Source organism: Schaalia sp. HMT-172 (assembly GCF_030644365.1).
Lineage (GTDB): Bacteria > Actinomycetota > Actinomycetes > Actinomycetales > Actinomycetaceae > Pauljensenia.
In genome coordinates, this window is the sequence record NZ_CP130058.1 from 1035766 (window position 1) to 1054527 (window position 18762).

Sequence of the window (18762 nt, forward strand, 5' to 3'; positions counted from 1 at the left end):
AAAAACCCCGAAAATGATACCGAGATGATACAGAATTACCGCCGATACCGCCACACCAGCGGAAACGGCAGAAAGGAGCGCACCCATGCCAAGAATGAGCAAGAAACGGCGGCTGGAATGGTCTTTTTTCCTGCGGCAAGTAAAAGTCGGAAATACCACCTGCGACCGTATCACATACAACGACCTCTGCCGGGGCTGTACCCATAGCTGCAAGCAGAGCTTCCGGGCGGTTATCATACTCTGCCCCCGCTACTACTCCAAACGCCGGAAAAAGGAGGACAGGGACAATGGCAGATAACCGCAAGTATTACTACCTCAAGCTGAAAGAGAACTTTTTTGACAGCGACTCCATTGTGCTGCTGGAAGATATGAAAGACGGAATTTTATATTCCAATATCCTCTTGAAGCTGTACTTAAAATCGCTGAAAAACGGCGGGAAGTTGCAGCTTGACGAGCATATCCCCTACACAGCACAGATGATAGCGACACTGACCCGCCACCAGATAGGGACGGTTGAGAGGGCTTTAGAGATTTTCCGGCAGTTGGGGCTTGTGGAGCAGCTTGACAGCGGGGCTTTCTATATGACCGACATTGAACTGATGATAGGACAGTCCTCTACCGAAGCCGAAAGGAAACGGGCTGCAAGGCTGGAAAACAAGGCACTTTTACCGTCCCGGACAAAAGGCGGACATTTGTCCGACATTCGTCCACCAGAGATAGAGATAGAGTTAGAGAAAGAGATAAAGATAGAAAAAGAGAGAGAGGGAGAAACGGGACACCCCGCCCCCGCCGCTTATGGCAGATACAACAATGTGATACTGACCGATACAGAGCTTTCCGGGTTGAAAACAGAGCTGCCCGACAAGTGGGAGTATTATATTGACCGGCTTTCCTGCCATATCGCTTCCACCGGGAAGCAGTACCACAGCCATGCAGCCACCATTTACAAGTGGGCGCAGGAGGACGCTGCCAAAGGCAAGGCTGCCCCGAAACAGGGCATACCCGATTATTCATGCAAGGAGGGCGAGAGCTTATGAGAAACGGGATTGAAGCTATGATTACGGACATTACAGCCACTACCGCCGAAGCGGAGGACTACACAGGCGAGGACGGGCTTTTATACTGCGGCAAGTGCCATACGCCCAAAGAAGCCTATTTTTCAAAAGAAACCGCCCAATGGTTAGGGCATGACCGACACCCGACAGAGTGCGACTGCCAGCGGGCAGCCCGTGAAAAACGGGAAGCCGCTGAAAGCCGACAGAAGCACCTTGAAACAGTGGAGGACTTGAAACGCCGGGGCTTTACCGACCCTGCTATGCGGAACTGGACATTTGAGCATGACAACGGCAGAAACCCGCAGACCGCAACCGCCCGTTTTTATGTGGAGAGCTGGGAAACCATGCAGGCTGAAAATATCGGCTACCTGTTCTGGGGCGGCGTGGGGACAGGAAAAAGCTACCTTGCCGCCTGTATCGCCAACGCCCTTATGGAAAAAGAGGTTGCCGTCTGCATGACAAACTTTGCAACAATACTCAATGACCTTGCCGCCAGCTTTGAGGGCAGGAATGAGTATATTTCCCGCCTTTGCAGCTACCCCCTGCTGATACTTGATGATTTCGGTATGGAGCGAGGGACAGAATACGGGCTGGAACAGGTTTATAGCGTGATTGACAGCCGTTACCGAAGCGGCAAGCCGCTGATCGCCACGACCAACCTCACGCTGGAGGAATTGCAGCACCCGCAGGACACGCCCCACGCCCGTATCTATGACAGGCTGACTTCCATGTGCGCCCCCGTCCGCTTCACGGGTAGCAACTTCCGAAAGGAAACCGCACAGGAAAAGCTGGAACGATTAAAGCAACTGATGAAGCAGCGAAAGGAGAGCCTATGACAGAAACCAAACAGACAAGCACCACCAAAACAGACCGCCGCCCGGACTGTGTAACGGAAATCCGCATGGGCAACTCCGTCCTTACCGTTTCCGGCTTCTTCAAGCAGGGCGCAACCGACACCGCAGCCGACAAGATGATGAAAGTGCTGGAAGCGGAAGCTGCTGCCGGACATACGCCACCGTTCAGCGCATAAGTGATGACATGGAAAAGCGGTCATGCTTCCCGGCGTGACCGCTTTTCAACAAAGGATTATGAGGGTATGAATAATTCGTCAACAGTTATTTGTAATTCTTTGGCAAGACAAAAGGCTAAAGCAAGTGTTGGGTCATACTTGTTATTTTCTATTGCATTGACCGTTTGACGGGAAACGCCGCATTTTTTAGCTAATTCCTCTTGTGATAAGCCTAATTCTTTTCGTTTATTTCGGATTATATTTTCCATATCAACCACTATGCTTTCTCTTGTAATACATGAGGGAAACAAAATACATAATAGCGAAAACTTCCAACTGTACAAAAGGATTTTGAGTAAGAGGTTGTGCAGTTACAAACTTTTCAATGACAGTTAAAATATTTGCTCCAACCACGCCTAACAGAGTAAAGGAACTGGCTTTCCATACGATAATTTGATTGCGTTCATCTCCCGGTTTTAGAAGTGTTACCAACATAAAAATGTCTAAAACTGTAAACACAGCCAAAATAACTCCTAAAAAAATCATTGCACCTACTGGCATAATACTTCGCTCCTTTCAAGATTTGTTTAGAATCAAATGTCAAATACTTTTGACACTTTGATAATATCAGAACAGTTGCAAAATGTCAAGAGTTTTTGACATTTTGTTTTTTTGAAATATCATTGAGCGACAAACCTTAAAAGAAAAAATCGTCATTATTACAAGCTATAAAGAAGCGAAAACCCTATACAGACAGCCGCCCCATGTGGTACAATCAAGGTACGGAATAGTGGGGCTGGCTGTCGGAAACGGAGGATTTTATGTTAAGACAGACCAACCAACAACCAATTACCGCCCTTTACCCAAGACTTTCCCATGAGGACGAGCTGCAGGGCGAGAGCAATTCCATTTCCAATCAGAAGCGTATCCTTGAAACCTATGCAAAGCAGAACGGCTTTTCCAATCTGCGCTGGTACACGGACGACGGTTATTCTGGTGCGAACTTTCAAAGACCCGGTTTTCAAGCCATGCTTGCGGACATTGAAGCCGGAAAAGTCGGGACAGTTATCGTAAAGGATATGTCGAGGTTAGGGCGAAACTACCTGCAAGTGGGAATGTACACGGAAATGATTTTCCCACAGAAAGGTGTCCGCTTCATCGCTATCAATGACGGAGTGGACAGCGCACAGGGCGACAATGATTTTGCCCCGCTGCGGAATATCTTTAACGAATGGCTGGTGAGAGATACGAGCAAGAAAATCAAAGCAGTGAAACGCTCAAAAGGCATGAGTGGCAAGCCTATCACAAGCAAGCCTGTGTATGGCTACCTCATGGACGAGGACGAAAATTTCATCATTGACGAGGAAGCTGCACCCGTAGTCAAGCAGATATACAATTTCTGCCTTGCCGGGAATGGTCCGACCAAGATAGCCCGTATGCTCACAGAGCAGCAAATCCCCACGCCGGGAACGCTGGAATACCGCAGGACGGGCAGCACCCGCCGCTACCACCCCGGCTATGAGTGCAAGTGGGCGACCAATACCGTTGTGCATATCCTTGAAAACCGGGAATACACAGGCTGTCTGGTAAACTTCAAGACAGAAAAGCTCTCTTACAAAGTCAAGCACAGTGTAGAAAATCCCCTGGAAAAGCAAGTGATTTTCGAGAACCACCACGAGCCTATCATAGACACCCAGACATGGGAACGGGTGCAGGAACTTCGCAAGCAGCGCAAACGCCCCAACCGCTATGATGAAGTGGGCTTGTTCTCCGGCATACTGTTCTGTGCGGACTGCGGCAGTGTCATGTATCAGCAGCGATACCAGACGGACAAGCGCAAGCAGGACTGTTATATCTGCGGTAACTACAAGAAACGCACCCATGACTGTACGGCGCACTTTATCCGCACCGACCTCTTGACCGCTGGCGTACTCTCCAATCTGCGAAAAGTGACAAGCTATGCGGCAAAGCATGAAGCCCGGTTTATGAAGCTCTTGATTGAGCAGAACGAGGACGGGGGCAAGCGCAGGAACGCCGCCAAGAAAAAGGAACTGGAAGCCGCCGAGAAACGAATAGCCGAGTTATCCGCTATCTTCAAGCGGCTGTATGAGGACAGCGTGACCGGGCGCATATCAGACGAGCGTTTCACAGAGCTGTCGGCAGACTATGAAGCAGAGCAACGGGAACTGAAAGAAAGAGCCGCCGCTATCCAAGCGGAGCTTTCCAAAGCACAGGAAGCCACCGTGAACGCAGAAAAGTTTATGAATGTTGTCCGGCGGCATACCAGCTTTGAAGAACTTACCCCTACTCTGCTGCGGGAGTTTGTAGAGAAAATTGTTGTGCATGAGTGCAGCTATGACGAGAACAAGACCCGCAGACATGACATTGAGATTTATTATTCTTTTGTTGGCAAGGTGGACTTGCCCGAATAACCGCCCGACCTATCCGACACAATGCGCAAGTGCCGGATAGGAACGGCAAAATTTTTTACACTTCTATTGCTTCTTTATCACACATCAATAAAGGGTGCGGGGGAGAAGCTGCGCGCCAACGAGACCCGCTACCTTGGCGCGTACCGGATCGCCGGCGTGACGTATACGTACAACCCCGCCCAGGCGATCCGCCTGACGGCCAATAGTGCGGGTATCAACCTCAAGGGGAGTGCGGCCCATTCCACCGCGCTCTTCACGGCGTTCGGCGCGCAGCTCTACGTGCCTCCCGCGTACCTCCACCGCTACCTCGTGTGGGACGGGACCTCGCGCTACGGCTCCTCGCGGGCGAATTACCTGACGTCGGCCGCAAACGTCGGTCCGAGCAGGCGCACACTCTGAGCGCCGCACCCCGCGTACACCTCTACCCCGTGGATTCGTGGATGTGAGCCTCTCGTTCGCCCATAGCCGATCTCACGCCCGAGGTGGCACTCCATCGTTGAAGGGGGTGGGGGCGTGTGCGATAATGTCGTGTCGGCTTACCGGTTCACCGGCATGCCCCAGGCGCTTCTTGGCGCGCTGGAAGGTGAGTCCCCGCCAGATGCGGGGGACGCTGCATGTCCGGACCCGGGGCACCAAACGATCCAGGAGAAACTCCATGAAGAAGGGTATTCACCCCGAATACGTGGACACCGTCGTGACCTGCACGTGCGGCAACACGTTCCACACCCGTTCCACCATCACCTCCGGTGAGATGCGCGTGGACGTGTGCTCGGCCTGCCACCCGTTCTACACGGGCAAGCAGAAGATCCTCGACACCGGCGGCCGCGTCGCCAAGTTCGAGGCTCGCTACGGCAAGCGCGTGCGCCCCTCCAAGTGAGGGTGAGCGGCTAGCTCAACGGCGGTGTCGTTGGCCCTATGGCCGACGGCGCCGCCGCTTTGTCAACTGTATGGAACGAAGGAAGTGGTGAATCGTGGCCGCGACTGATGAACTCGGCGCCCTGGGCCCCCTGCTGCAGGAATATGAGCAGGTTGAGGCACAGATGGCGGATCCCCAGACACTGGCGGACCCGCAGCTGATGCGCCGAGTCGGTCGACGCTACGCCGAGCTTGGCCGCGTCAAGGCCGCCGCCGATCGGCTTGCCTCCGCCTCGGGAGACCTCGAGGCCGCCCGAGAGCTGGCCGCCGAAGACCGCTCCTTCGCTGACGAGATCCCCGCCCTCGAAGAAGAGGAAAATGCCGCCCACGAGGCACTCGTCAAGATCCTGGCCCCCCGCGACCCCGAGGATGCGATGGACGTCATCCTTGAGATCAAAGCCGGAGAAGGCGGCGAAGAATCCGCGCTGTTCGCCTCCGATTTGGCACGCATGTATGCCCGCTATGCGGAGGCGCACGGCTGGAGCGTCACCGAGATGAGCGCGACCCACACGGAGCTCGGTGGCTTCAAGGACATCACGCTCGCGATTCGCGCGAAGGGCACTCCCGCACCCGACGAGGGCGTGTGGGCGCACCTGAAGTACGAGGGCGGCGTGCACCGCGTCCAGCGCGTGCCCGTCACCGAGTCGCAGGGTCGTATCCACACGAGCGCCGCAGGCGTTTTCGTCATGCCGGAGATCGAGGACGACGAGGAGATCGTCATCGACCCGAACGACCTGCGCATCGACGTCTACCGGTCCAGTGGTCCCGGCGGCCAGTCGGTCAACACGACAGACTCCGCCGTGCGCATCACGCACATTCCCTCGGGCATCGTCGTGTCGATGCAGAATGAGAAGTCGCAGCTGCAGAACAAGGAGGCCGCGCTGCGCGTGCTGGCCTCGCGCCTCGCGGCGGAGGCTCGCGCGAAGAGGGAGGCCGAGGCCTCGGCCCAGCGCCTCTCGCAGGTGCGCACCGTGGACCGATCCGAGCGTATCCGCACGTATAACTTCCCGGAGAACCGCATCGCGGACCACCGCACGGGCTTCAAGGCCCACAACCTCGACGCTGTCCTGTCGGGCGCGCTCGACGCCGTCATCGCATCGTTGCAGGAGGCCGACGAGGCCGAACGCCTGGCCGCCGCGGCGATCGCATGAGCGAGCAGACGATGGGGACGTGGGAGGTCGCTGCGGCACGCGCATGGGCGCGCGCACGCCTGGCCGAGGCCGGGGTCGCCTCCCCGGATGCCGACGTGCGTGAGCTCCTCGAGTGGGCGTGCGACGCCTCCTCTCAGTGGGCACTGCCGACCCACCTCGATGAGGACCAGAAGGAGAAGTTCTGCGCCGGCGTGAGCGAGCGTGCCCTGCGCATCCCCCTCCAGCACGTCACCGGCCGGATGTATTTCCGGTCTCTCACCCTCCTATCGGTCCCCGGCGTCTTCGTCGTGCGCCCCGAAACGGAGGTCCTTGCCGGGCTCGCCATCGACGAGGCCGCGGCGGTTGTGGCTGCCAGGGGCGAGGCCCGCGTCGTCGACCTGTGCACCGGGTCGGGAGCCATCGCCCTCGCAGTCGCCACCGAGTCCGCCCACACCGAGGTCTGGGCCGTGGAAAAGGAACCCGAACCCTTCGCGCTTGCCTGCCTCAACCGCGACCGCATCGGCGCTTGCGGCCTCCACCTCGTGCGCGGCGATGCCACGCACCCCGCGACGCTGGGCTTCCTCGACGGCCTCGTCGACGTCGTCGTCACGAATCCCCCCTACGTGCCCGCCGACGAGATGCCCACCCAGCCCGAGGCGGCCGCCGACCCGCACACAGCCCTGTACGGCGGCAGCGCGGACGGAACCGAGATCCCCGTGCGGATCATGCGCCGCGCCCGCACGCTGCTGCGCCCCGGAGGCCTGCTGCTCATGGAACATTCGCCCACGCAGGAGCGGGTGATGCGCGAGCACGCGGCGCGCGTCGGCATGGATGAGATCGACACCGCGGCTGACCTGGCGGGCCGCAAGCGCTTCCTGCGTGCACGCGCGCCCAAGTCCGCGCATTCAAGCGCTTCCATGACACAATAAACGTGATGAGTAGTGAGACCATCCGACGCGTAACCACGTCCCTGAACGCCGACGACCTGGCCGATGCCCGGTCCGCTCTGGCCCAGGGACGACTGCTCGTCGTGCCTACCGATACCGTCTACGGCATCGGCTGCGACGCTGCCAACCCCGACGCTGTCGCCGCCGTCCTTGCCGCCAAGGGGAGGGGACGTCAGATGCCCCCTCCCGTTCTCGTCGCCTCCATCGACGCCATCGACTCCCTGTGCGTGGACGTGCCCGACTATGCTCGCGCGCTCGCCCGCGCCTTCTGGCCCGGTGGGCTCACCCTCATCCTGCGTGCGCGCCCCGACCTCGGCTGGGATCTGGGGGAGACGGGCGGCACGATCGGAGTGCGCATGCCCGACCAGGGCGCCCTCCTCGACCTCTTGGCCGACGTCGGCCCGATGGCGGTGACCTCGGCGAACCTGACCGGACAGCCTCCTGCCACCTCGGTCGACCAGGCCGTCTCCTCCTTCGGGGACTCCGTCTCCCTCTACCTCGACGCCGGGCCCACCGCCGGTTCCACGGCCTCGTCCATCGTCGACTGCGCCCACGGCGCCCCGCGCGTTCTCCGCATGGGAACCATCAGCCTCGCCGACCTGAGCGAGGCCGCCGGCGTCGCGATCGAAACGCCGGGGGAGGGGCGCGCGTGAAGGTCTATCTGCTGCTCGCCGCCATCGCGATGGCGCTCACCATCATCCTCACCCCAGCCGTGCGCTGGACGTGCCTACGCTTCAACATCTTGCCGCCCCTGCGCGGACGCGACCTGCAAAAGAAACCCATCCCGCGACTCGGCGGCGTCGCCATGACGCTTGCCCTGATCATCACGATGCTGCTGGCCTCGCGCATCCCCTACATGGCGCCCCTGTTCACCGGGACCATCCCGTGGGCCGTCATGTCCGGAGCCGGAGCCATGTGCGTGCTCGGAATCATCGACGACATCATCGAGCTGGACTGGATGGCCAAACTCGGAGGACAGGTGCTCATCGCCGGGGGCATGGCCTTCGGCGGCGTCCAGCTCGCGTCCTTCCCGATCTTCGGCCTGACGCTCGGGTCCTCTCGCCTGTGGCTCTTCGTCTCCGTCTTCTTCATCGTCGGAATCATGAACGCCGTCAACTTCATCGACGGTCTCGACGGCCTGGCATCGGGCATGATCGCGATCGGAGCCGGGTCCTTCTTCGTCTACTCCTATATCATCACCCGTCTGATGGGCGCGGCCTCCTACGCGACGACCGCCAGCCTCATCGTCATCGCGCTGCTCGGCGTGTGCACGGGCTTCCTCTGGTTCAACTTCCACCCCTCCTCGATCATGATGGGTGGGGGAGCGGAGACCATGGGCCTGGTCCTGGGAGCCGCCGGCATCATCGTGACGGGCAAGATCGACCCGACGCTTCTGGGCCGTCAACAGATGATCGTCTCCGCACTGCCCCTCATCCTGCCGCTATCCGTCATCTTCATGCCGGTCCTCGACCTGGTCGTCACCTCGATTCGGCGCATGAGGCGAGGCAAGAGCCCCTTCGTGGCGGACCGCTCCCACTTCCACGACCGCCTGCTCGTCGCCGGTCACTCCCACCGCGGGGTCGTCGCGATTCTGTGGATGTGGACTGCGATCGTGTGTGTTCCTGCCGTCGGCCTGCTCGTCTTCGACTGGTGGGTCGTCGCCCTGGTCGCGCTCATCGCGGCCTCCGTCGGTGTCGCCATCACCACCCGTGAATTCCCCAAGGAAGAATGCTCGCAAGAGGAGCCCGCCGCATGACCTACATCCTCGCCCTCGCCATGGTCGCCGTGATCTGCGGGGCGCAGTGGTTTTTCACATCCCGCGCGTTGCGCTCTCCCGCGCGATTCCTCGCGTGGGTCAGCGGCGGATACGTCGCCAAGATCGCTCTCCTCGCGGTGGGACTATACGTGCCGAAGACGCTCGGCATGAACGTGCGCCTCGCCGCAATCGCGACGATCGTCGCGATTATCGTGTCGTCGACCGTGGAGATGGTCGTCATGATGCGCAAGCGGACGATGAACGTCGACGTACCGAACGACACTGAGTAACCCTTGCGCGCGCCGGGGACTCCCATCTCTGTGTAGAATGGGTAAAGTTGCTATGACAGCAGAGACAAGCCAATGGAGTTGAGAAAAAGGAGGCACATTCAGTGTCTGATCACGCGCCTGCTCGCCGCACCGCGCCTAAGCCGCGCTGGTATTGGGTGAGCCTCGCGATCCTCCTCATCGTCATTGCCCTGACCGCCTACCCGGCGTTCACGCAGCACCCTCACCAGCCGGCTCTTGAGGACTTCTTCCCGACCGTGATCTTCGGTGAGGGAACATTCTTTGAATTCAACCGCCTGACGCTTGCCCGCGTCATTATGGGTCTGCTCGTGTGCGTGGTTCTCGTCCTCGTCGCGCGCAATTCCAAGCTGGTTCCGACCCGCGGACAGATGGCCGTCGAGGCCATCGCCGGCTACATCCGCGACAACGTCGCCCTCGACATGCTGGGTCCGAAGACGGGCCGCAAGTTCTCCGGCTTCATCGCTTTCCTCTTCTTCGGTGTCCTGTCCATGAACATCGCGGGCATCATCCCGGGCATCAACATCGCCGCCTCGTCGGTGGTCGCCGTTCCGATGTTCTTCGCTCTCATCACGTACGTCACCTTCATCGGTGCGGGCATCGGCAAGCAGGGAGTGGGCGGCTTCTTCGCATCCCAGCTCTTCCCGCCTGGGCTGCCCGTTCCGATGTACCTCCTGATCACGCCGATCGAGTTCCTGTCGAACTTCATTGTTCGCCCCGTCACGCTGACGCTGCGACTCCTGTGCAACATGATCTCCGGACACCTGCTGCTCGGCATGACCTACTTCGGGACGGCAATTCTGCTCCACGAACTCTCCGTCCTGTCTGCCGCCTCCGCGCTGACCGGTGCCGCCATGTTCGTGATGACCGGCTTCGAGGTCTTCGTGGCCTTCCTGCAGGCATACATCTTCACGATCCTGTCGACCGTGTACATCAAGCTTTCCGTCGAACATCACTGACCCCCAACGCCACCCGGCGTTACTAACAGAAGGAAACCACTATGGGAACCGCAGCATTCGCCTACATCGGCTACGGCCTCGCCACCCTGGGCCCCGGCCTCGGTATCGGCCTCATGGTCGGCAAGAACCAGGAAGCGACCGCCCGTCAGCCCGAGGTTGCTGGCCGTCTCTTCACCAACATGATTATCGGCGCCGGCATGGTTGAGGCCCTCGGCCTCATCGGCTTCGTTATGCCGCTCATCGTTAAGTGATCGCTATGCACCAGATTGTCGCCGCTGCGGACCAGGAGGTCGGCGGCCTCGCCGTCATCCTGCCGCCGCTGTATGAGATTTTCTGGTCGGCTGTCGTTCTGCTTATCGTCCTGCTCCTCGTCGGACGCTACGCGCTGCCTCGCATCTACCAGACGATGGACGAGCGTGCTGCAAAGATTGAGGAGGGCCTCGGCGCCGCCGAGCAAGCGAAGGCCGATCAGGCTGCCGCTGCGCGCGAGCGCGAGGAGATCATTCGTGAGGCGCACGCGCAGGCGCACACCATCCGTGAGCGCGCCAACGACGAAGCGAAGGCCATCGTGGCCGCCGCCCGTCACGAGGCAACCAGCGAAGCTAACCGTATCGTCGAGGCCTCGCAGCGTCAGATCCTCGCTGAAAAGCAGGCCGCGCAGATCTCCCTGCGCTCCGAGGTGGGCCTTCTCGCCTCTGAGCTGGCAGAGAAGATCATTGGTGAGCAGCTGACCGACACGGCGCTGACCTCCCGCGTGGTTGATCGCTTCCTTGACGAGCTCGAGGCCGACTCCGCGCTGGTTGAGGAGAAGCGATGACACAGATGCGCACGATCGAGTCCGTCCCCTTTGCGAAGGATCTGGCGGCGGCGCTTGCCGTACCCGGTACCGACGCGATGCGGGTCGCCGAAGACTTCTTCGGCCTGGCCGACCTGTTCAAGGAGAACGCCCGCCTCGGGCGTGCGCTGACCGACCCGGCGCGTTCGACCGCGGACAAGCGTTCCCTGGCCGCGCAGGCTTTCGCCTTGCACGTGACCGGCGCGACCATGACCGTCATCGATGCGCTCGTCGCGGAGCACTGGCGTCGACCCGCCGACGTCACGGATGCGCTCGAGGTTCTGGGTATCCTCGGCGTTCTCAACGCTGCGGGAGCGAAGAACGCGCTCGACCAGGTCCGCGAGGAGCTCTTCCAGGTGCGCTACTTCCTGGCGCACAACCGCGAGGTGCGCGTGCGCCTGTCTGATACCTCCAAGGGCAACCCCCACGAGCGCGGCGATGTCGCAACCAAGCTCTTCACAGAGCGCGTCAGCGTCTGGACGATGCGCCTGCTGCGCCGCGCCGTCGGACGATCGAACCACGGTCGCCTCCTGCACAACCTGCGCAGGTACGCGCAGTGGGCGGCGACCATGCAGGATCGCCTCTTCGTCACGGTGGCCACGGCCTCGCCGATGAGCCAGGCGCAGGTCGAGCGCCTGCGCGCGATCCTGACGAAGCGCTACGGTACGCCCATCGACCTGGCGATCTCGATCGACCCGGACATCGTCGGCGGCTTCCGCCTGCGCGCAGGCATGACCGCCATCGACGCTTCGCTGGCCAGCCGAATCAGTGCAGCACGCGACGCGATCGCCAGCTAGCACCTCTCGTACACACACTATTTTCTTTTACCTAGTTAGGAATCCTCATGGCTGACCTCAGCATCTCCCCGGAGGAAATCCGAGGAGCACTGGACTCCTTCATGGAGTCCTACCGTCCGGCGGACGTGGCCACCGAAGAGGTGGGTCACGTCATCGAAACGGCCGATGGTATCGCGCACGTCGAGGGCCTGCCCGGCACCATGGCGAACGAACTGCTGCGCTTCGAAGACGGGACGCTGGGCCTGGCCATGAACCTCGACCAGCGCGAGATCGGCGCCGTCGTTCTCGGTGACTTCGGCGGCATCGAAGAGGGCCAGGTCGTCCACCGCACCGGAGAGGTTCTCTCCGTGCCCGTCGGCGACGGCTACCTCGGTCGCACGGTCGACCCCCTCGGTCGCCCGATCGACGGCCTCGGCGAGATCACGAACCTCGAGGGGCGCCGCGCGCTCGAGCTGCAGGCCCCCGGCGTCATGATGCGTAAGAGCGTCCATGAGCCCCTCGCCACCGGACTGAAAGCCATCGACTCGATGATCCCTGTCGGCCGCGGACAGCGCCAGCTCATCATCGGTGACCGCAAGACCGGCAAGACGGCCATCGCCCTTGACACGATCCTCAACCAGCGCGACAACTGGAAGAGCGGCGACCCCAACAAGCAGGTGCGCTGCATCTACGTGGCGATCGGTCAGAAGGGCTCGACCATTGCCTCGGTGCGCTCCACCCTCGAGGACGCCGGCGCCATGGAGTACACGACCATCGTGGCCTCCCCGGCCTCGGACCCCGCCGGCTACAAGTACATGGCCCCCTACACCGGCTCGGCCATCGGCCAGCACTGGATGTACCAGGGCAAGCACGTCCTCATCGTCTTCGACGACCTGTCCAAGCAGGCCGAGGCCTACCGTGCGGTGTCGCTGCTGCTGCGTCGCCCGCCGGGGCGCGAGGCCTACCCGGGCGACGTCTTCTACCTGCACTCGCGCCTGCTGGAGCGTTGCGCGAAGCTGTCGGACGCCCTCGGCGGCGGCTCGATGACGGGCCTGCCGATCATCGAGACGAAGGCAAACGACGTGTCGGCCTACATTCCGACGAACGTCATTTCGATCACCGACGGCCAGATCTTCTTGCAGTCCGACCTGTTCAACGCGAACCAGCGTCCCGCCGTCGACGTGGGCATCTCGGTGTCCCGTGTCGGTGGCGCCGCGCAGCCGAAGGCCATGAAGAAGGTCGCCGGTACGCTCAAGCTCACCCTCGCGCAGTACCGCTCGATGGCCGCCTTCGCCATGTTCGCCTCCGACCTCGATGCGGCGACCCGCCGCCAGCTCACCCGCGGTGAGCGTCTCATGGAGCTGCTCAAGCAGCCCCAGTCGACGCCCTACGCCATGGAAGATCAGGTCGCCTCCATCTGGATGGGAACGAACGGCTACCTTGACGATATCGAGGTCTCCGACGTCCTGCGCTTTGAGCGCGGCCTGCTGGACCACCTTCACGCGAACTCCACCGTCCTGGACACCATCGCCGCAACCGGCGACCTGACCAAGGACACCGAAGAAGCCCTCAAGAACGCCGTCGAGGAGTTCCACCGCCAGTGGCTGAGCGCCGGGCGCGGCGCGAGCGACCTGGAAGAGGGCGAGGTCTCGGCGGAGCGCACCCGCGAGGAGATCTCGCGCGGCCGCACGAACGAGAAGGCCTAACCGATGGGCGGACAGCAGAGGATCTACAAGCAGCGCATCGCCTCGACGACGACGCTCGCGAAGGTCTTCCGCGCCATGGAGATGATCGCTGCGTCTCGCATTGGCGCGGCTAGGCGTGCTGCCACCGAGGCTGGGCCCTACGAGAAGGCCCTGACCCAGGCGGTTGCGGCGGTCGCGGTCCACACCGACCTCGATCACCCGCTGACGGAAGACCGCGAGGACACCCAGCGAGTCGCCATCCTGGTCGTGGCATCGGATCGTGGCATGGCGGGAGCCTACTCGGCGACCATTCTGCGTGAGTCGGAGAAGCTGATCGCCGACCTGGAGGCGGACGGCCGCGAGCCTGTGCTCTACACCTTCGGGCGCAGGGCGGCGGCGTACTTCCGCTTCCGCGGCGTCCCTATCGAGTGCGAGTGGGAGGGCGAATCGGATTCGCCGTCTCCCGACACTGCGCGCGACATCGCGCGCGTGCTCCTGGAACGATTCTTGGACCAGGACCCCGCGACTGGCGTTGGCGAGCTTCATCTCGTCTACACGCGCTTCAAGACGGTCATGAGCCAAGTTCCCGAGGTGCGCCAGATGCTGCCGCTGACGGTCGTGGACGCCCCCGAGTCCGACGAGGAGCGCACGGTCGAACGCGGCTACGCCGATGACCCGGCCTCGGCGCTGCCCGAGTACGAGTTCATTCCCTCGCCCGAGGCGGTCCTGGATACGCTGCTGCCTCTCTACGTCGAGGCGCGCATTCACAACGTCTTGCTTCAGTCGGCGGCGTCCGAACTGGCATCGCGCCAGCGCGCCATGCACACGGCGACGGACAACGCCCAGGAGCTGATCACGAAGTACACGCGTCTGGCGAACTCGGCCCGCCAGGCGGAAATTACCCAGGAAATCACCGAAATCGTGGGCGGGGCCGACGCTCTGGGCGCGAGCTGAGCCCTTCGAGACACGGAGTAAAATAATGACTGATACACCTGCAATCGCCGAGGGGCGCGTCGCCCGCGTCGTCGGCCCTGTCGTCGATGTCGAGTTTCCCCCGGACCGCATCCCGCCCCTGTACAACGCGCTGACCGTCGAGGTTAACCTCGCCGGCCAGGGTGAGGGCGAGTCGAGCTTCACGATGACCCTCGAGGTCGCCCAGCACCTCGGCGACAACCTCGTGCGTACGATCGCGCTCAAGCCCACGGACGGCCTCGTGCGCGGCGCCCCCGTCACCGACACGGGTGCCCCCATCTCCGTTCCCGTCGGTGACGTGACCAAGGGCCACGTCTTCAACGTGACCGGCGATGTGCTCAACCTCGAAGAGGGCGAGACCCTCGAGGTCACCGAGCGCTGGCCGATCCACCGCCAGCCCCCGGCCTTCGATCAGCTCGAGGCCCGCACCAAGATGTTCGAGACCGGCATCAAGGTCATCGACCTGTTGACCCCCTACGTCCAGGGCGGCAAGATCGGTCTCTTCGGCGGCGCGGGCGTCGGCAAGACTGTCCTCATCCAGGAGATGATCCAGCGCGTGGCACAGGACCACGGCGGCGTCTCCGTCTTCGCCGGCGTCGGCGAGCGTACCCGTGAGGGCAACGACCTGATCGGTGAAATGGAAGAGGCGGGCGTCTTCGACAAGACCGCCCTCGTGTTCGGCCAGATGGACGAGCCGCCGGGCACGCGTCTGCGCATCGCCCTGACCGGCCTGACGATGGCGGAGTACTTCCGCGATGTTCAGCACCAGGACGTGCTGCTGTTCATCGACAACATCTTCCGCTTCACCCAGGCGGGCTCCGAGGTCTCCACGCTGCTGGGCCGCATGCCCTCGGCCGTGGGTTACCAGCCCAACCTGGCTGACGAGATGGGCCAGCTCCAGGAGCGCATCACCTCCGCCGGTGGCCACTCGATCACCTCCCTGCAGGCGATTTACGTGCCCGCCGACGACTACACCGACCCGGCGCCGGCGACGACCTTCGCTCACCTGGATGCGACGACCGAGCTTTCCCGTGAGATCGCGGCCAAGGGCATTTACCCCGCCGTCGACCCGCTGGCTTCGTCCTCGCGCATCCTCGATCCGGCCCTGGTGGGTCGCGAGCACTACGACGTTGCCACGCACGTCAAGGCCATTTTGCAGAAGAACAAGGAACTGCAGGACATCATCGCCATCCTCGGCGTCGACGAGCTGAGCGAAGACGACAAGATCACGGTTGCGCGTGCGCGCCGCATCGAGCAGTTCCTCTCGCAGAACATGTACATGGCCGAGAAGTTCACGGGTGTTCCCGGCTCGACCGTGCCGCTGTCGGAGACCATCGAGGCGTTTAAGCGCATCGCCGAAGGTCACTATGACGATGTTCCGGAGCAGGCGTTCTACAACTGCGGTGGCATCGACGACCTGGAGCGCAACGCCCACGAACTGGCCAAGGAAGCCTGATGGCATCGGGCAAGTCCTTGCAGGTGGAGGTCGTCTCTCACGAGGGACGACTGTGGCACGGCGCGGCGCTGTCGGTGCAGATCCCGACCGTTGACGGCAGCCTGGGTATTCTCCCGGGCCGCCAGCCGCTGCTCGCCCAGCTGGGCGGCGGCACCGTGACGGTCACGTGTTCCGGCGAGGTCGTGTCTTTCGAGGTCAGTGGGGGATTCGCCTCAATTGACTCGGACTTTGTCACGCTCGTCGCCGATAGCGCTACAGTGACAACACAGTAGGTTGACGAGACGCGAGGAGGACCTCATGACCCTGATCCATGGTGCGATGTGGTGTGCGGTTCTCCTCGCGTGCGTTGGAGTGATCCTGTGGGCGTACATGAATGTTCGCGCCCGCAGGATCACGTCGCTTTTGGGGGCCTTCCGCTGCTGGTCGCGCCCCGACTATCACGCGGGATGGACCGCCGGTATCGGCGTGTACGGCGTCGAGGAACTGTCGTGGTATCGGCTCGTCGGCATGTCCTTTAAACTGGTCTACTCGATTCCTCGCCGCGGGATGGAAGTTTCTGCGCCGATCTCGCACACCGCCGATGGGGCGATGGTTGAGGTTCGCCTGGCGTACGGTGAGCATCGTTACGAGGTCGCCGTGGAACGCCTGACATATAACGGGTTAGTGTCCTGGGTGGAGTCGGGTCCTCCTCGCCGCCCGTGAGTGGGATTGGTAAGCTCACGGGGTGCGTATTGTTATTGCTTCTTGCACCGTTGATTATTCCGGTCGTCTGAGCGCCCACCTCGACCCCGCGAAGCGCGTCATCATGCTCAAGGGTGATGGCTCGGTTCTTATCCATTCCGAGGGCGGCTCCTACAAGCCTCTGAACTGGATGACGGCGCCGTGTACGGTCACCGTCGGGGAGCCTTCGAAGGACGAGGAGGGCGTGGAGGCCGTGTGGACGGTGCAGGCCGATAAGACGGACGACAAGCTGATCATTCGTATTCACGAGGTGTTCGCGGACGTCAGCGAGGACCTGGGTGTGGACCCCGGCCTCGTGAAGGACGGAGTGGAGGCGCACCTGCAGGAGCTGCTGGCCGAGCAGGTTCCGCAGATTTTCGGCAGGGGCTGGGAGCTGGTGCGCCGCGAGTTCCCCACGCCCGTGGGTCCCGTGGATCTCATGGTGCGCGACGCCGAAGGCAACCATGTCGCGATCGAGGTGAAGCGTCGCGGCGGCATTGACGGCGTCGAACAGCTGACGCGCTATCTGTCGTTGCTGGGACGCGACGCGCTCCTGGGTGACGTGACGGGTATTTTCGCCGCTCAGGAGATCACGAAGCAGGCGCGCACCCTTGCGGAGGATCGCGGGATTCGTTGCGTGGTCCTGGACTACGACGCGATGCGCGGGGTGGATGACCCCGAGTCGCGGCTGTTCTGATGGCGCTATCTGCGCGGGCCAGCCTGGGGCGTATTGTCGCCCAAGGACTCGTCTTGGCGACCGCTTCGCGCTCACCGCTGGATGCCGTTGAGAATCTGGCGGCGCTGCAAGGCCAGCAGGCCAGCGCGATCCCGTGGGCGATCGGCGTGCGCTGCCAAGGCGCGTCGCGCGCCGACATTGAGGATTCGTTCGCGCGTGGGGAGCTGGTTCGGTCCTGGCCGATGCGTGGCACCGTGCATGTGACGAGCGGGCGCGACCACCACTGGCTGCGTCGCTTGCTGCGCCATCGACGTGCGGCGTGGGAACGCCAGGCGGTTGCCCTGGGCCTCGATGATGCGTGTGTCGAGCGTGCTGCTCAGGTGGCGTGCGAGCTGCTGGGGGCGTCTCCGATGGGGGTGAGCCGCGGGGAGCTGGTTGAGGCGTGGGCGCGCAGCGGGATCGACACGGTGACGGCCTCTTCCTCCGGTGCGGGCCTGCGTCGTCGCCACCTCGTGATGCGCCTGCACGCGGACGGGCTGGTGACCTCGGGTCCCGTGCGAGGGGGAGAACACCTGATCGTCGACGCTCGCCCGCTGCCCGGAGCACCGGGAGTGGCGAAGGGAGAGTCGGGGCATGAGGAGGCCCTCGCGGTGCTGGCCGCGCGCTACGCCTGGGGGCACGGTCCCATCGACGAGGCCGACTTGGCCAGGTGGACCGGGTTGACCGTGACGGAGGCGCGTCGGGCGATGGCCGGCGCGCGCGAGGCGGGGGAGAGCATGGGCTTTCCCCTGGCGGAGTTCGACGGTGCTGTGGCGCGTGCCGATCTTAGTGATCTCGTGGAAGAGTGCCGCGCCGAGGCGGAGGCTATGCACGCTCTCCCTTCATTCGACGAGCTGCACGTGGGCTACAAGGACCGATCCTGCCTGACTGACGACGCCCTCGAGTCCCTGATCTGCCCGGCGAAGAACGGCATGTTTCGCCCGATCGCTGTCGAGGGTGGTCGGGTGGTGGCCGTGTTGGCCCCCGGGCGTCAGGTCGTGGTGGCCCCGGGATGGAAGTCCCGGGAAGAGTCGGCGCGGCGTGCGTTCGACGAATGGGAGAAATGGTTGTCTAAGACACAGCGATGAAGTGTCA

Annotated in this window: 25 protein-coding genes; 23 read left to right on the top strand and 2 right to left on the bottom strand. The window is 62.1% G+C overall.

The features are described from left to right. The first annotated feature begins 85 nt into the window (after window positions 1-85). Genes QU663_RS04265 through QU663_RS04280 form a run of 4 tightly spaced genes read left to right on the top strand, consistent with a single transcriptional unit; the run spans window position 86 to window position 2085 of the window. Entirely contained in the window at window positions 86-298 is a 213-nt protein-coding gene (locus QU663_RS04265) for a hypothetical protein (RefSeq protein ID WP_005927784.1), read from the top strand. Beyond that, entirely contained in the window at window positions 288-1037 is a 750-nt protein-coding gene (locus QU663_RS04270) for a phage replisome organizer N-terminal domain-containing protein (protein WP_021610547.1), read from the top strand. Before QU663_RS04265 ends, QU663_RS04270 begins: the two co-directional genes overlap by 11 nt. Further along, window positions 1034-1891, top strand: a complete 858-nt coding sequence (locus tag QU663_RS04275; RefSeq protein ID WP_015513106.1) for an ATP-binding protein — start codon at window positions 1034-1036, stop codon at window positions 1889-1891. Before QU663_RS04270 ends, QU663_RS04275 begins: the two co-directional genes overlap by 4 nt. Beyond that, window positions 1888-2085, top strand: a complete 198-nt coding sequence (locus tag QU663_RS04280) for a transposon-encoded TnpW family protein (protein WP_009320846.1) — start codon at window positions 1888-1890, stop codon at window positions 2083-2085. Before QU663_RS04275 ends, QU663_RS04280 begins: the two co-directional genes overlap by 4 nt. 56 nt (window positions 2086-2141) lie before the next feature. Here QU663_RS04280 and QU663_RS04285 read toward each other — a convergent pair whose 3' ends face one another. Together QU663_RS04285 and QU663_RS04290 are read right to left on the bottom strand one after the other, a co-directional pair. Next, window positions 2142-2333 carry a helix-turn-helix transcriptional regulator gene (locus tag QU663_RS04285; RefSeq protein WP_034479912.1) on the bottom strand — a complete coding sequence of 64 codons (192 nt, stop codon included), beginning with the start codon at window positions 2331-2333 and terminating at the stop codon, window positions 2142-2144. A 1-nt stretch (window position 2334) separates the two neighbouring features. Then, the gene (locus QU663_RS04290) at window positions 2335-2625 is read right to left on the bottom strand and encodes a hypothetical protein (protein WP_021610550.1); all 291 of its coding nucleotides are present in this window, start codon (window positions 2623-2625) and stop codon (window positions 2335-2337) included. A gap of 260 nt (window positions 2626-2885) precedes the next feature. On the opposite strand from QU663_RS04290, the gene QU663_RS04295 reads away from it, so the two are divergent. The 19 genes from QU663_RS04295 (at window position 2886) to QU663_RS04385 (ending at window position 18755) form a co-directional block, all read left to right on the top strand. Next, on the top strand, window positions 2886-4496 hold the full coding sequence (locus QU663_RS04295; RefSeq protein ID WP_021610551.1) for a recombinase family protein: 1611 nt from the start codon (window positions 2886-2888) through the stop codon (window positions 4494-4496). 66 nt (window positions 4497-4562) lie between these two features. Beyond that, window positions 4563-4895: a hypothetical protein gene (locus QU663_RS04300; protein WP_021610552.1), complete on the top strand. Its 333-nt coding sequence runs from the start codon at window positions 4563-4565 to the stop codon at window positions 4893-4895. A gap of 256 nt (window positions 4896-5151) precedes the next feature. Continuing rightward, window positions 5152-5373 carry a 50S ribosomal protein L31 gene (gene rpmE / locus QU663_RS04305; protein WP_021610554.1) on the top strand — a complete coding sequence of 74 codons (222 nt, stop codon included), beginning with the start codon at window positions 5152-5154 and terminating at the stop codon, window positions 5371-5373. 94 nt (window positions 5374-5467) lie between these two features. Beyond that, window positions 5468-6562, top strand: a complete 1095-nt coding sequence (gene prfA, locus QU663_RS04310) for a peptide chain release factor 1 (RefSeq protein WP_021610555.1) — start codon at window positions 5468-5470, stop codon at window positions 6560-6562. Beyond that, the gene (locus tag QU663_RS04315; RefSeq protein WP_021610556.1) at window positions 6559-7470 is read left to right on the top strand and encodes a HemK/PrmC family methyltransferase; all 912 of its coding nucleotides are present in this window, start codon (window positions 6559-6561) and stop codon (window positions 7468-7470) included. Before prfA ends, QU663_RS04315 begins: the two co-directional genes overlap by 4 nt. 5 nt (window positions 7471-7475) lie before the next feature. Further along, window positions 7476-8141, top strand: a complete 666-nt coding sequence (locus QU663_RS04320) for an L-threonylcarbamoyladenylate synthase (RefSeq protein WP_021610557.1) — start codon at window positions 7476-7478, stop codon at window positions 8139-8141. Continuing rightward, the gene (locus tag QU663_RS04325; RefSeq protein ID WP_021610558.1) at window positions 8138-9244 is read left to right on the top strand and encodes an MraY family glycosyltransferase; all 1107 of its coding nucleotides are present in this window, start codon (window positions 8138-8140) and stop codon (window positions 9242-9244) included. Before QU663_RS04320 ends, QU663_RS04325 begins: the two co-directional genes overlap by 4 nt. Then, on the top strand, window positions 9241-9534 hold the full coding sequence (locus tag QU663_RS04330; RefSeq protein WP_021610559.1) for a hypothetical protein: 294 nt from the start codon (window positions 9241-9243) through the stop codon (window positions 9532-9534). Before QU663_RS04325 ends, QU663_RS04330 begins: the two co-directional genes overlap by 4 nt. Before the next feature lie 101 nt (window positions 9535-9635). Continuing rightward, on the top strand, window positions 9636-10508 hold the full coding sequence (gene atpB, locus QU663_RS04335; RefSeq protein ID WP_034479890.1) for a F0F1 ATP synthase subunit A: 873 nt from the start codon (window positions 9636-9638) through the stop codon (window positions 10506-10508). Window positions 10509-10549: 41 nt separating this feature from the next. Then, entirely contained in the window at window positions 10550-10759 is a 210-nt protein-coding gene (atpE, locus tag QU663_RS04340; protein ID WP_009648812.1) for an ATP synthase F0 subunit C, read from the top strand. Between the two features lie 5 nt (window positions 10760-10764). Further along, window positions 10765-11325 carry a F0F1 ATP synthase subunit B gene (gene atpF, locus QU663_RS04345; protein ID WP_021610561.1) on the top strand — a complete coding sequence of 187 codons (561 nt, stop codon included), beginning with the start codon at window positions 10765-10767 and terminating at the stop codon, window positions 11323-11325. Next, window positions 11322-12140: a F0F1 ATP synthase subunit delta gene (locus tag QU663_RS04350; protein ID WP_021610562.1), complete on the top strand. Its 819-nt coding sequence runs from the start codon at window positions 11322-11324 to the stop codon at window positions 12138-12140. The genes atpF and QU663_RS04350 overlap by 4 nt, the downstream gene beginning before the upstream one ends. Window positions 12141-12187: 47 nt before the next feature. Continuing rightward, window positions 12188-13825, top strand: coding sequence for a F0F1 ATP synthase subunit alpha (gene atpA, locus QU663_RS04355; protein ID WP_021610563.1), 1638 nt, complete (start codon window positions 12188-12190; stop codon window positions 13823-13825). A gap of 3 nt (window positions 13826-13828) precedes the next feature. Next, window positions 13829-14758, top strand: a complete 930-nt coding sequence (locus tag QU663_RS04360; protein ID WP_021610564.1) for a F0F1 ATP synthase subunit gamma — start codon at window positions 13829-13831, stop codon at window positions 14756-14758. A gap of 25 nt (window positions 14759-14783) precedes the next feature. Further along, on the top strand, window positions 14784-16232 hold the full coding sequence (atpD, locus tag QU663_RS04365; RefSeq protein WP_009055275.1) for a F0F1 ATP synthase subunit beta: 1449 nt from the start codon (window positions 14784-14786) through the stop codon (window positions 16230-16232). Then, complete coding sequence (locus tag QU663_RS04370) at window positions 16232-16504, top strand: F0F1 ATP synthase subunit epsilon (protein ID WP_021610565.1); 273 nt, start codon at window positions 16232-16234, stop codon at window positions 16502-16504. The genes atpD and QU663_RS04370 overlap by 1 nt, the downstream gene beginning before the upstream one ends. A 25-nt stretch (window positions 16505-16529) precedes the next feature. Then, complete coding sequence (locus tag QU663_RS04375; RefSeq protein WP_304990690.1) at window positions 16530-16934, top strand: DUF2550 family protein; 405 nt, start codon at window positions 16530-16532, stop codon at window positions 16932-16934. Between the two features lie 22 nt (window positions 16935-16956). Beyond that, entirely contained in the window at window positions 16957-17649 is a 693-nt protein-coding gene (nucS, locus tag QU663_RS04380; RefSeq protein WP_034479898.1) for an endonuclease NucS, read from the top strand. Beyond that, on the top strand, window positions 17649-18755 hold the full coding sequence (locus tag QU663_RS04385) for a DNA glycosylase AlkZ-like family protein (protein ID WP_021610568.1): 1107 nt from the start codon (window positions 17649-17651) through the stop codon (window positions 18753-18755). Before nucS ends, QU663_RS04385 begins: the two co-directional genes overlap by 1 nt. Window positions 18756-18762 lie beyond the last annotated feature (7 nt).

Bases quoted from the DNA above. Each gene is read 5' to 3' on its own strand.
- QU663_RS04265 (WP_005927784.1), top strand. From the start codon at position 86: ATGCCAAGAATGAGCAAGAAACGGCGGCTGGAATGGTCTTTTTTCCTG.
- QU663_RS04270 (WP_021610547.1), top strand. From the start codon at position 288: ATGGCAGATAACCGCAAGTATTACTACCTCAAGCTGAAAGAGAACTTT.
- QU663_RS04275 (WP_015513106.1), top strand. From the start codon at position 1,034: ATGAGAAACGGGATTGAAGCTATGATTACGGACATTACAGCCACTACC.
- QU663_RS04280 (WP_009320846.1), top strand. From the start codon at position 1,888: ATGACAGAAACCAAACAGACAAGCACCACCAAAACAGACCGCCGCCCG.
- QU663_RS04285 (WP_034479912.1), bottom strand. From the start codon at position 2,333: ATGGAAAATATAATCCGAAATAAACGAAAAGAATTAGGCTTATCACAA.
- QU663_RS04290 (WP_021610550.1), bottom strand. From the start codon at position 2,625: ATGCCAGTAGGTGCAATGATTTTTTTAGGAGTTATTTTGGCTGTGTTT.
- QU663_RS04295 (WP_021610551.1), top strand. From the start codon at position 2,886: ATGTTAAGACAGACCAACCAACAACCAATTACCGCCCTTTACCCAAGA.
- rpmE (WP_021610554.1), top strand. From the start codon at position 5,152: ATGAAGAAGGGTATTCACCCCGAATACGTGGACACCGTCGTGACCTGC.
- QU663_RS04315 (WP_021610556.1), top strand. From the start codon at position 6,559: ATGAGCGAGCAGACGATGGGGACGTGGGAGGTCGCTGCGGCACGCGCA.
- QU663_RS04320 (WP_021610557.1), top strand. From the start codon at position 7,476: ATGAGTAGTGAGACCATCCGACGCGTAACCACGTCCCTGAACGCCGAC.
- QU663_RS04330 (WP_021610559.1), top strand. From the start codon at position 9,241: ATGACCTACATCCTCGCCCTCGCCATGGTCGCCGTGATCTGCGGGGCG.
- atpE (WP_009648812.1), top strand. From the start codon at position 10,550: ATGGGAACCGCAGCATTCGCCTACATCGGCTACGGCCTCGCCACCCTG.
- atpF (WP_021610561.1), top strand. From the start codon at position 10,765: ATGCACCAGATTGTCGCCGCTGCGGACCAGGAGGTCGGCGGCCTCGCC.
- QU663_RS04350 (WP_021610562.1), top strand. From the start codon at position 11,322: ATGACACAGATGCGCACGATCGAGTCCGTCCCCTTTGCGAAGGATCTG.
- atpA (WP_021610563.1), top strand. From the start codon at position 12,188: ATGGCTGACCTCAGCATCTCCCCGGAGGAAATCCGAGGAGCACTGGAC.
- QU663_RS04360 (WP_021610564.1), top strand. From the start codon at position 13,829: ATGGGCGGACAGCAGAGGATCTACAAGCAGCGCATCGCCTCGACGACG.
- atpD (WP_009055275.1), top strand. From the start codon at position 14,784: ATGACTGATACACCTGCAATCGCCGAGGGGCGCGTCGCCCGCGTCGTC.
- QU663_RS04370 (WP_021610565.1), top strand. From the start codon at position 16,232: ATGGCATCGGGCAAGTCCTTGCAGGTGGAGGTCGTCTCTCACGAGGGA.
- QU663_RS04375 (WP_304990690.1), top strand. From the start codon at position 16,530: ATGACCCTGATCCATGGTGCGATGTGGTGTGCGGTTCTCCTCGCGTGC.
- QU663_RS04385 (WP_021610568.1), top strand. From the start codon at position 17,649: ATGGCGCTATCTGCGCGGGCCAGCCTGGGGCGTATTGTCGCCCAAGGA.